This is a genomic window from Leisingera sp. NJS204, from assembly GCF_004123675.1.
Classification (GTDB): Bacteria; Pseudomonadota; Alphaproteobacteria; order Rhodobacterales; family Rhodobacteraceae; genus Leisingera.
Map to the genome: position 1 here is coordinate 3,792,741 of NZ_CP035417.1, position 12,255 is coordinate 3,804,995.

Here is a 12,255-nt window from a genome sequence, read left to right on the forward strand (position 1 = left end):
GCCCTCTGAGCTGTTCAGCCGGCGTTTCACTTCACGACCACGCGCCCCGTGCCGGTCCTCGCGCGGTAGGCGGGGCGGTACATGTCTTCGACCGAGGCTGCCGGGTGGTGGAATGTGCCGGGCGTCACCGCGCGGGCGATATAGGCCAGTGTCACCGGCGCGGCATCGCGCATATTCACAGCCGCCAGAAAACGGTCGCTGCGGAATTCGGTGTGTTCGGCCCCGGCCGGGTTCAGCCAATCCAGATCGCGCAGGTCGCCAGAGCGCAAGAGGTTCGGGTTGTCGATCTCGAACCCGGCAGGCAGCGGATCGTTGATCATCAGCCTCGCACCGGTCTTCTCATGCGGTTTCACCCGCAGGACGGTGACAAAACGCGCGCCTGCAGTGACAGACTGCACGTCCAGCGGTTGGCCATCCAGCGTGTAGTAGCTGCGTTCGATGGTGTAGCCGAAGCCGCCCGCGGCCGGCGGGACCAGTGGCACGCCAAGCGTGGTGAGGGTGATCTCCGCAGTCCGCCCGCTGGCGGCAGTCAGCGCCAGCTCCGGCGTGTTGTGCCCGTCTGCAGCCTGCACAAATGGCCCCTGAACAGGCTGACCGTTGACCAGAAGGCCGGAATCCTCGGGGGTCCGGGTCAGCGCGTGGGCGGCCATCAGGGTCCAGGCGGACTCTTGCGTGGAGCGATGGCCGCTGGCGTCGGCAAGCCGCGACGACAGGCTGACGCGGTCCACAGCCTCGGACCCGGCCTCGGCGGCAAGGGCCAGAACGCCAGCAGTATCGCGCAAGGCGGTGCCAAAGTCGGCGCGCCAGAGGCGGCTGTCCTTTTGCCCATCGGACCCGATCATCTGCGCGGCGCGGCTGAACATCCGGTCCGCACGGCGCTGATCGCCATAGGCTGCAAGGGCCGCGCCCAATTGGGCGGCAGCAAGCGGGGTGGCGAAGGCCTCACCCTTCACATCGGCGTAATAGCGCAGGTCGCCCATCCGGGCCGCACCCTCGCGCGCCAGAACATGGAGGGCATAGGCAATCTCCTCGCCGCCGGTATCGAAGTCGGGGGCATAGTTGATGCGGTTGCGCAGGTTGTCCATCGCCTGGGCAAAGGCCTGTTGCGGCACGGTGTAGCCTTGCGCGCGGGCGCGGCTGAGGAAGTCGCTGGCATAGGCGTCCAGCCAGAACTCACCGCTGTCGGCGCGCCAGAGGCCAAAGGCGCCGCTGGAGGCCTGGCGGGTCAGCACCTTGCGGATGGCGGCGTTAATGCGCGCATCCACCGCCGGGCCGTCGCCCAGACCCGCTCCCTGCGCGACGCTGCTGAGGTAGAGCAGCGGCAGCGCCTTGGAAGTCACCTGTTCGGTGCAGCCATAGGGGTACTGGTCCAGCTCTGCCAGCAGACCCGGAACGTCGAATTTGGCCAGCGGGCCAGAGGAGATGGCGGCGCGGGCGGTGCCGGGGCGCAGGCCGGTGAAAACATCTTTACTGAACAGGAAAGTGTTACCGCCTGCGAGCGTGAAGCGGCGGGTTTCAGAAACCACCGGATCATTGGCGCGGACCGGCAGACGCAAATTTTGACGCAGCACCTGCCCGTCCGGCGTGGTGAGGGTAAGGGTGAGTTCGTGGTCACCAACGGTTTCTGCCGTCACCGGCAGTTCCAGCACTGTCTTGCCCTGTTCCGCCAGGGTGACGGAGGCGGGCAGGCTGCCCAGCGTCAGACCGCCTGCGGTGCTGGCGGTCAGCGCCATGTCTCCGGCGGGGCCGTCGGCATGGACGATCTCGATCCTTGCGCGGCTTTCGTCGCCGGGCGCCAGGAAGCGCGGCAGCGCGGCGGTGACCACCACGGGATCGCGCACCAGCATGTCGGCCTCGGCCTGACCGACAGCCCGGCCGGACCAGGCGACAGCCATCAGCCGCACGGTGCCGTTGAAGGCGGGCAGGGTCATCGGGAACTCCGCTCTGCCATTGGCGTCCACTTTCAGCGGGCCGGAGAACAGCGCCACCAGGTCCTGCGTGGGCGGCGGCGATTGCATCTTGAGGCCACTGTCAGCATCACCGCCGGAGCGGATGCGGCCCAAAGCGCCGTTGCCGGGGTCGATGAGGCGGCCATAGATGTCGCGCAGCTCCATCCCCAGCCGGCGCTGGCCATAATAATGCGCGCTGGGATCGGGGCTGGTGAAGCCGGTGAGATTGAGGATGCCAAGGTCCACGGCGGCGACGGTGAGCCAGACTTCATCGCCCTCTGCCGCGCCCTCCACGCGGAGTTCCGCCACTTGCGTGCCGCGCGGCCGGGCCACGCCGGGGACGTCAATCGTCACCTCCAGCTGCTGGCCGGGCTGGGTGATGCTAGCATGCGCCAACCCTAGGGCGCGCAGCGGGGTGCGGCCCCGGTCGCCTGCAACAGGCTGGATTATGGTGGCGGTCACATAGGCGCCGCTGCCCCAGTCCTGTGTCACCTCTAGCGGGATCACGGTTTCGCCGGCGGGAACTTCGACAGCCATGCGGTGGATCAGGTGGTTCGATACCACCGAGACCAGCGCGGTGCCCGCGGCCTGCGGCACGATGCGCAACCGGGCGGTGTCGCCGGGTGCATAGCTTTCGCGATCCAGCGACAGCTCCAGCCGGGCGGGCGTCCCGGTGCTGCCTTCGGGGGCGTACCAGCCGGCATAGAAGTCATAAGCGGCAGAGGCATAGGCGCCATCCAGACGCTCCACCACCAGCTCATAACGGCCCCAGCCGACTGGCTGAGACAGCGGCAGTGGATCGCTGCCCAGCTGCGCCTCGCCCGTCGCGATGCGGGTGCGGCGCGTTATAGGCTCCCAGTTCCAGTTGCCGTAAAGCTGATACCATTGATAGCGGGTCTCGACCCGGTTCAGGGTCCATTTGACACGCATCGGCACCGGCGACAGGTCCGGCGACAGGGCGATGAGTTCAAAGCCTGCCTCGGAGCCTTCTGCCGCAACCTCGTCAAACTGCGGTTTAATGCCGAGGACGGGGCCTGCAGGGCGGACAGGGATTTCCAGTGAGCGTTCGACCGGACGCGCAGCGCCATCAGCAACACGGGTGGTGAGAGTGGCCAGAAGCGGCTTGCCCTCTGCCGGGGCGGCGGCGGGCAGGTTTACAGCGAAGGCCGCGCTGCCATCAGCGCCGGTTTCCTGGCCGCCGAAAAATCCGGTCTGGGCAGAGGAGACCGTATCATAGCGGCCAAAACGGAAACCCGGCCATTGATCCAGGGTATTAGCGGCAGTGAGGCGGATGTCTCCTTCCACCTTCAGCCCGGCACCCGGCGCGCCGAACAGGTAGTCTGCTTGCAGTGCAATCTGCGCTGCACTGCCGGGCTGGAGTGTGTTTGCATTGGCGACCTCTTGCTCAAAGTCGATACGCTCGGGCAGGAAATCCTCGACCAGGATCTGGCGGCTGGCGAGCGCGGGGGACTTGAGGTCGCTTTTGATTTCAATCCGCCAGGTGCCTCGCGGGGCGGCGGGGCCGGTAGGCAGCGCAAAGACATGGCCGCCCTGATGGCCTGCGGCTGAGGTCTGGCGGGTGTATTCCACCCCGTCAGGGCGCAGCAGGATTGCGGTGAGCGGCAGGCCCGCGATCGCCTGCGCCTTGCCGTCACGCGCCAATGCAGTCACATGCACGGTTTCACCCGCACGGTAGGCGCCGCGGGTGGTGGCGAGGAAGACATCCACCGGCCCCGGTGCGGGCCGGCCGGCCACGCCGCGGTCTGACAGATCAAAAGCGGCATCGTTGAGGGGCAGGAAGGTGAAATCGCCCTCCCCCGCCCGGGCAGTGATCAGCGCCGGTGACGCGCCGCCGGAACCGCGCGTCAGGCCGGGCCTAAAACGGACATAGCCGCTGGCGTCGCTTGTTTCAGTTGCCAGAACCTCATTGGCACTGGAGATCAAACTGACCTCGGCACCGGCCTGCGGTTTGGCGTCCGCCAGGCCCTGCACCTGCACATGCAGGCCATCGCTGCCGGACATGGTGCTGAGACCCAGGGTGGTCAGCACAAACCATTGCGTGGCACCGGCATCGTCATAGGGATCGGCCCCGGGTATCCGCGCTGTTAGGGCGTACAGACCCGGTGTCTTTTGCCCAGTCAGGGCATCTTCCAGCGGCAGGCGGCTGGTCATCGCCTGATTGAGCGCAGTGCCCACTTCGGCACTGCCCTGCCAGATCTCCTCGGCGATATCGGAGGCGAAATGCTTATCCTCCCACTGGGAAAGCGGTTTGGCAAAGTACCCCTCCTGCAGGGTGCGCAGCACGTTGCGGCTGCTGACCCGGCGCAAGCGCAGGTCCAGTTCCGTCAGGTTCACGGTTTCCACCGGCAGCGCCGCAGCAGCGCCCGCGGGCAGCACATAGGCGCGGCCCGGGAAGCGGACCTTGGGCGCGCGGTCGCGCACGTAATGAGTCAGCTCCACATCTTTATAAAGCTGCTCGCCGCTGGCCGCCGGCAACCCGCGGCGCAGGGTCAGCTGGTAGCGCTTGCCGTGCTCCACCCCGTCAAAACACAGCTGCCGGCCGGATGCGGTGACTGCCAGACTGCTGCCGGCCAAGCGCACATAGTTTTCGTAATCGGTTCCGGCCTGTTCCAGATCTTCGGAGAACTCGGCGCAGATACGGGGGGCTGCGCTGTCGCTTTCAACCGTGGAGCCAGTCACGCGAAAACCGTATTTCCGGATCGCATAATGGATCATCTCGGCATTCGCCTTAAGCGGAATGATGTTGTCAGCCAGGCGCAGCAGCGGCAGCATCTCGCGGCCGCGGCCAAGCGCCTCCACCGCTTCGGCGGCCTGACGCAGGGCCTGCGCCTGATCTGCCGGTGCCGCAGCCCGCAAGTAGCCATTGAGGGCCGCAGAATAAGCGTCCTGCCGGAAACGGCGCTGCTGGGAACGGTTGCCGGAGTCTTTGGCAGCCCGCAGCAAATAGGCCGAGAATCGGGTCCAGTCCTGGGCAGAGTCAGTCAGCACCACGGCCTGCCCCATCCATCGCAATGCCGCGAGCGGCTCTGCGGCACGGAACAGCGAGCGGGCCGCCGAAACCGCCTTGGCGGCGTCCTCTGTTGTCAGCGGATAGGCCAGGCCCAGCGACTGGGCAAACCCGGCCGCGCGCGGCAATTCCAGCTCCGGGGTAGCGTCCAGCCGGCCTGCCCGCACAGCGGCCTCTGCCTGAAGCCCGCCGGGTGCCGGCTGTTTCAGTGCCGAAAAGGCGCCCTCATAGGAACTGGGCTGAGTCAGGGCGGATTTTGGAAAGCAGGCATTTGCCTTTTGGTTGAACACAAAACCGGCGCAATCCGTCTGGGCAGCACACGCCCGCGCGCAGGACTCGACATCCGTATCGAACAGCGGCTGCAGGTCCGAGCCGAAAAAATCGGTGTTGGCAAAAGCCTTGTACCGGAAACCGGGAACCTCCGGCCCGGCCCAGGCAGCGGGCAGAAACGCAACAAAAGAAATAAAAACAATGGCATACATTAGAACTGAAGCAAACAGACGCGGCATGGCACCCTCCAATACTTGGCGCAGGCTGGCACGGGCTTAACGTCATAGCAAGATTCACCCGCGTAACACGTAAGGGCAGCCCTGCTGTCTCTTGCGTGCGGAATTGCCGCGCGCTGTTCGTGTTAATGTATTGCCGGAGTGCGCAGGGATGACCCTTGCCAGCAAATTAGCGGAAGAAAGACGCGCCCGGCTGGCCGCGGAACGGCTGCTTGAGCTGAAGCAGGCGGAGCTGTCTGCTGCCAACCGCAAGCTGGGCCGCCATGCGCTGGCGCTGACCAAGCGGATCGGCCAGACCCAGGCTGAAGTGGCCACTGTGCGCGACGAAAACGCCAAGGTGAAATCCGACCTCGATACCGCGCATGAAAAGGTTGAGACTGCCGAGCGGCGGCTGTGGCATTCGATCCAGGCATTTCAGGACGGTTTCGCCTTTTTTGATGCTGATGGCAGTCTGATCGGGGCGAACACCGCCTACCTCAATATCTTCGACGGGCTGGAAGAGGTCTCGCCCGGTATCTCCTATGTGCGGATCCTGCAGCTTCTGACCGACGAAGGGCTGATCAATACCGGCGAGCTGGGCACCGATGCCTGGCGCGAAATGATGAGTGAGCGCTGGCTGTCGCCTTCGCCCGATCCGGTGGTGATCCAGCTGTGGGATGAACGGTATTTGCGGCTGATCGATCAGCGCGGCCACGGCGGCGATGTGGTGACGCTGGCGCTCGATATCACTTCGACCGTGCAGTATGAAAAGGACCTGCGCGGCGCCCGCGCCCGCGCCGAAGCGGCAAACCGGGCAAAATCCGCCTTCCTTGCCAATATGAGCCATGAGATCCGCACCCCGATGAACGGGGTGGTGGGCATGGCAGAGCTGCTGAGCGATACCGCGCTGGACGAGGAACAGCGGCTTTATGCCAATACCATCAAAAACTCGGGCGAAGCGCTGCTGGTCATCATCAATGACGTGCTCGACTATTCCAAGATCGAAGCCGACAAGCTGGAGCTGCATCCCGAACCCTTTGACCTGGAACGCAGCCTGCACGAAGTGGTGATGCTGCTGCAACCCACCGCGCGGGACAAGGGGCTGACGCTGCTGGTCGATTACGACCTGTTCCTGCCGACCCGCTTTACCGGCGATCCAGGCCGGATCCGGCAGGTGCTGACCAATCTGGCCGGCAATGCGGTGAAGTTCACCAAAGAAGGCCATGTGACCCTGCGGGTGACCGGTGTCTCCTCGCCTGATGACAAACAATGCGCGGTGCATATTTCGATCGAGGACACCGGCATCGGCATCCCGGAAGAGAAGATTGAGCATATTTTCGGCGAATTCAACCAGGTCGAAGATGAGCGCAACCGCAAGTTTGAAGGCACCGGGCTGGGGCTGGCGATCTCCAAGCGGCTGATCGAATTGATGGGCGGCGAGATCTGGGTCGACAGTGAGGAAGGCAAAGGCTCCTGTTTCGGCTTCCGCTTGCCGCTGCCCCTTGAAGGATCAGCAGAGCAGCCTGTGCCGAAGCTGCCCAGCTCGCTGCGCCATGTGCTGCTGGTGGATGACGCGCCGCTCAACAGCGAGATCCTGCAAAAGCACCTGCTGATGCTGGGCATTCAGGTCACCACTACAGAAACCGCGCATGGCGCGCTTGCCGCGATGCAAGGCGGTATTGACCTGGTCATCAGCGGCCATAACCTGCCTGGGCTGGACGGCGTGCAGCTGGCGAGGGATCTGAAATCCGGTTCCTGGCGCGGAGTGCCGGTGCTGATGCTGAATTCCGGTCCCCAGGGCGCCAATGATCCGGAAATCCGCTATCTGGCGGACGGGGTGCTGCAAACCCCTGCACCGCGGGACGATTTTTTCAACCAGCTGGCCAAGCTGGCGGCCAGTGCCGTCGGCCCCGGCTGCGCGGCTCCGCTGCAAGGCCCGGTGACGGCAGACAGGCCGATGGCACCGCAAGCAGGTCTCGAGGCACAGCAGACCGAACCATCCGCCGGCCCGCCGCCGGACCCGGAAATCCGCCGGATGCGGGTGCTGGCAGCAGAGGACAACAAGACCAATCAGCTGGTGTTCAGCAAAATGGTGAAAGAGCTGAACATAGAGCTGAAGTTTGCCAGCAACGGGCTGGAGGCGGTCGAAGCCTTCCAGGCGTTCCGCCCGGATCTGATTTTCATGGATATATCGATGCCAATGATGGACGGCAAGGAAGCCACCGCCAGGATCCGCAGTATCGAGGCGGACACCGGCGGCCATACCCCGATTGTGGCCTTGACCGCACATGCGATGGCAGGCGATTCCGATGGTATCCTTGCGGCCGGCCTGGACCATTACCTGACCAAGCCGTTGCGCAAGGCGCTGATCCACGAAAAGATCCACGCCTGTGCGCCGGACGGGACACAGGCCTTGGATCAGGACGGCCCGCCTGCCCCGGCTGCCGCCCAAGCACTCTGAGCCGACAGGTCTCTCCCGCCGCCGCCACGCCATGGCGGTCAGTCTTTGAAACAAACTGTTCTCAGGGTGCGCTAGGGCTTCTGCTCTTGGCACAATGCTGTGCTGGGTCCCGGTTGCCGGACGCCGCCAGGATCCGGCTTTTCCGGGTCTTGCCCCACCCGTTTGCAGCGTACGCCCTTTCCGTCACCCGGCCCGAATTTAACAACGGCGAAGCTCTCCCGCGCCCGCAGGCGCACCGGCTGCGCCGGCACCGCCCTTGTGCGGCCTTGGGCGTGGCAGCGCGCAGAGCGCGCTGCCACGCCCAACCGTGAAGGTGCGTTCTTGAATGTGCCGGAACGGGCGGGAGCCTTTCTCCTGCCTCAGGCGCCGCGCAAAAAGACAGGTTTATCGGGGGCCGACATTGCCGGCTGATGCACGTAGCCGCCAGCATCAAATGCTTTGAGGCTCTCCGTATCTGTCAGCCGGTTCTGGATAATGAACCGTGCCATCGCACCGCGGGCGCGCTTGGCGTAGAAACTCACCACCTTGGGAGTGCCGTTCTTTTCTTCCATGAACACCGGAGTGACGACCCGCAGTTTCAGCGCTGCTAAATCCACTGCGCCGAAATACTCCTGGCTGGCACAGTTGACCAGCACGCTGGCATTTACCGCATCCGCCTGCGCATTCAGTGCCGCGGAAACCTGGCTGCCCCAGAATTCATAGAGGTTTTTGCCGCGCGCATTTTTCAGACGCGATCCCATTTCCAGCCGGTAGGGCTGCATCGCGTCCAAGGGACGCAGCAGGCCATAAAGACCTGACAGGATGCGGAAATGCTCCTGCGCCCAGGCCATTTCATCAGCATCAAGCGAGGACGCCTCCAGCCCCTGGTAGGTATCGCCGGCAAACGCCAGCGCCGCCGGGCGAGTGGCCGCAGTTGCCGGATCCGCACTAAACTCTTGAAACCGTGCGTGATTCAGTTTGGCCAGATCTTCGCTGATATGCATCAGCTTCATCAGATTCGCCACGGATTGTCCGCGGGCCACCTCTGCCAGCTCTACCGCGTCGTCATGCAGCGCGGGCCAGGTCATCTCCTGATCCCGTTCCGCCCAGTCCAGCTTCTTGGCCGGAGAGGTCACTACCAGCATATCTGCCCCCTTGATGATCTTGGCGCGACCCTAGCCCGCGCCGCGCAGGACGTCCAGAAACGCCGCCGCGAAACGTTCGGCGCGGCGCTCCCCTAACAGTTTCGTGATCCCCGCCTCGTCACCGGCGCGCATCTGCGCCACTTTCGCAAGCAGCGACGCAGAACAGGTGAGCGGTTTCATGGTGCCGCAGTCCCCGCGGGCAAGCTGTGCCTGCACTTCCAGCAGCGAATCGTAAACCGAACCGGACCCGCTCCCGGCCAGCTTGCGCCTTGCGGGATGCAGCTGCTCGGCGGCGCCGGTGATCACGCTTAGGAAATCATCGCCGTAGCGCTCCAGCTTCTTGGCGCCGACACCGTTCACACGCGCCATCTGGTCCAGCGTTTCCGGGCGGGTCTCGGCCATCTCAATGAGGGTGCGGTCGGGAAAGATCACATAGGCCGGCACTTTCTGCGCCTCCGCCAATGCACGCCGCTTGGCCTTGAGAGCCGACAGCAGCGGCGCGTCTTCTTCAGAGACCAGTGCCTTCACTGCGGGACGGCGCTCAGCCGCTTTGATGGTGTCGCGGCGCAGCTCGATCGACTGTTCACCGCGCAGGATCGGCAGGGCGGCTTCCGTGAAGCGGAGCGCGCCGTGGCGTTCCGGATCGGGGCGCAAGAGGTCGTGGCCCATCATCTGCCGGAACACCGCCTGCCATTGGCGCTTGCCGAATTCCTTGCCGCAGCCATAGACCGACAGCTGGTCATGGCGCTTGGCCCGGATCCGCTCGTTGTCAGCGCCCAAAAGGATGTCGATCAGATGACCCGAGCCGAACCATTCCTCGGTCCTGAGCACCGCTGACAGCGCCTTGCGCACCACAGTGGTGCCGTCGAACACATCCGCGGGCGTGTCGCAGAGGTCGCAATTGCCGCAGGGGTTTGACTCCTCGCCGAAGTAGGCCAGAAGCTTCTGGCGGCGGCAGCGCAGCGCCTCGGCCAGACCAAGCAACGCATTCAACCGGGCATGGTCGGCGGCGCGGCGTTCCGGCGGGGCCAATCCTTCGTCCACCTGCGTGCGGCGCAGGCGGATGTCATCGGGACCGAACAGGGTGAGAGTTTCCGCAGGCGCCCCGTCCCGGCCCGCGCGGCCGATTTCCTGATAATAAGCCTCAATGCTTTTCGGCAGGTCGGCATGGGCGACCCAGCGGATGTCCGGTTTGTCGATCCCCATACCAAACGCAACTGTGGCAACCACGATCAAGCCGTCCTCGCGGGCAAAGCGGGTCTCAACAATGCGGCGGTCCTCGGCGTCCATGCCGCCGTGATAGAAACAGGCGGAGTGGCCACCTTCGCGCAGGGCTGCAGACAGGGCTTCGGTCTTAGCCCGGGTGCCGCAATAGACGATGCCGGACTGGCCCTTGCGGGCGGCGGCAAATTCCAGGATCTGGCGGCGCGGGCTGTCCTTGGCGCCAAAGGCCAGATGGATGTTTGGCCGGTCAAAACCGCGCAGGAAGCTGCGCGGGGCCTCGCCGTCAAACAGTTTCTGGACAATTTCTTCCTGGGTTTCCTGATCCGCCGTTGCGGTGAAGGCGGCCAGCGGCACGTCCAGGGCGCGGCGCAATTCGCCTATGCGCAGGTAGTCGGGGCGGAAATCATGGCCCCACTGGCTGACGCAGTGCGCCTCATCCACCGCAATCAGGCTGACACCGATGCGGCGCAGCATGCCCATCGCAGCCCCCGAGGCAAGCCGCTCCGGCGCCATATAAAGAAGCTTGAGCCGCCCGGCCTCGATCGCCTGCCAGACCGCTTCGGTCTCTTCTTCGGTATTGCCGGAGGTGAGCGCGCCGGCGGTGACGCCCGCCTCCTGCAGGGCGCGGACCTGATCGCGCATCAGCGCAATCAGCGGCGAGATCACCACTGTCACACCGTCGCGCAACAGGGCAGGCAGCTGGAAACACAGGGATTTGCCGCCGCCGGTGGGCATGATTGCCAGCACGTTTTCGCCCGCGGTCACGGCGTCAACGATTTCCTCCTGGCCGGGACGGAAGGCGTCAAAGCCGAAGATCTCGCGCAAGATCGGGGACGCGCCTGTCAGGGCTGGCGCGGCTAACTCTGCCGGGGATGCCGGGGCTGTCATGGGGGCGATGGGCCTCAATGTGGTGGTCTGCTCTTGTTGGCAGGCACAATCCCACAGGAGGTATCAGCCGGCAAGGGCTGCCGCGCAAAAGCCCGGCGAAAGCCGCCGGGCCGCAGATGTCCAGATCAGTAGAACGCCGAGACGTTGTTCACCAGGATGATGCGCAGCGCATAGACAGCGACCAGAACCGCCAGCGGCGCCAGATCAATGCCGCCCATATTGGGCAAGATGCGGCGCACCGGGGCATAAAGCGGTTCCAGAACCCGGTTCAGACCGTACCAGATCTGGCCCACCAGCTGCTGGTGCAGGTTCAGTACCTGGAAGTTGATCAGCCAGCTCATGATCACATGGGCAATGATGAAGAACCAGACAATGTCCAGGATCAGCATCAGAATTTGGAACAGCGAGACCATCTGTAATTCCCTCTTTCGAACAGCCTCACAGGTAAGCAGACGCGGTGAAATGCGCAAGGCTTCCGCGAGGTTGCGGTTGACGCGCTGTAAACGGGTGGCATCACGGGCACAAGCGAAACAGGAGGCCTTGCGCATGTACCCTATATTCCGCCTGATCAAGGATACCATTCTGGCCAGCCGGATGCCGCGGCTGCCGATCACCGGGCTGCATGTCTCGCACCACATCTGCTGGCCGTGGGATCTGGATATGTGGATGGAGCTGAACAACGGCCGCACCATGACGTTGTATGACCTTGGCCGCACCATGCTGGCGCAGCGGGCGGGGCTGATCGGCGCGCTGAAGAAAAACCGCTGGGGGCTGACGGTTGCGGGATCCTCTGTGCGTTACCGCCGCCGCATCCGCGGATTTGAAAGGTTCGAGATGCGCAGCCGCGCGGCGGGCTGGGATGACAAGTTCATCTATGTCGAACAGTCCATGTGGAAGAAAAACGGCGACTGCGCCAGCCATGTGATGCTTCGCACCGCAGTCACGGACCGCATGGGCATCGTGCCGCCCGCAAAGGTGCTGGAGGCATTGGGGCAGGACGCTGAAACCTCACCCGAATTGCCCGGCTGGATCAAGGATTGGTGCCAAGCGGATGGCGGCCGGCCCTGGCCGCCGATGCAGGACGGGCTTGCCTAGG

6 protein-coding genes are annotated in these 12,255 nt (G+C 64.5%); 2 read left to right on the plus strand and 4 right to left on the minus strand.

Going from position 1 to position 12,255, the window contains the following annotated elements; genetic code table 11:
• Positions 1 to 26: 26 nt before the first annotated feature.
• A complete protein-coding gene (locus ETW24_RS18410) occupies positions 27 to 5,486 on the minus strand; it encodes an alpha-2-macroglobulin family protein (RefSeq protein WP_129372387.1) in 5,460 nt (1,819 codons plus the stop codon).
• A gap of 148 nt (positions 5,487 to 5,634) precedes the next feature.
• Here ETW24_RS18410 and ETW24_RS18415 point away from each other — a divergent pair, with 148 nt between their 5' ends.
• A complete protein-coding gene (locus ETW24_RS18415) occupies positions 5,635 to 7,923 on the plus strand; it encodes an ATP-binding protein (protein WP_129372388.1) in 2,289 nt (762 codons plus the stop codon).
• Positions 7,924 to 8,282: 359 nt separating this feature from the next.
• Here ETW24_RS18415 and yaaA read toward each other — a convergent pair whose 3' ends face one another.
• The 3 genes from yaaA to ETW24_RS18430 all read right to left on the minus strand — a co-directional run bounded on the left by yaaA (position 8,283) and on the right by ETW24_RS18430 (position 11,572).
• Positions 8,283 to 9,047 carry a peroxide stress protein YaaA gene (gene yaaA, locus ETW24_RS18420; RefSeq protein ID WP_129372389.1) on the minus strand — a complete coding sequence of 255 codons (765 nt, stop codon included), beginning with the start codon at positions 9,045 to 9,047 and terminating at the stop codon, positions 8,283 to 8,285.
• Between the two features lie 30 nt (positions 9,048 to 9,077).
• On the minus strand, positions 9,078 to 11,159 hold the full coding sequence (gene recQ / locus ETW24_RS18425; RefSeq protein ID WP_205877298.1) for a DNA helicase RecQ: 2,082 nt from the start codon (positions 11,157 to 11,159) through the stop codon (positions 9,078 to 9,080).
• Between the two features lie 125 nt (positions 11,160 to 11,284).
• The gene (locus ETW24_RS18430; protein ID WP_129372391.1) at positions 11,285 to 11,572 is read right to left on the minus strand and encodes a YggT family protein; all 288 of its coding nucleotides are present in this window, start codon (positions 11,570 to 11,572) and stop codon (positions 11,285 to 11,287) included.
• A gap of 133 nt (positions 11,573 to 11,705) precedes the next feature.
• Between ETW24_RS18430 and ETW24_RS18435 the strand changes: the two genes are divergently transcribed.
• A complete protein-coding gene (locus tag ETW24_RS18435; protein WP_129372392.1) occupies positions 11,706 to 12,254 on the plus strand; it encodes an acyl-CoA thioesterase in 549 nt (182 codons plus the stop codon).
• The last annotated feature ends 1 nt before the right edge of the window (position 12,255 follow it).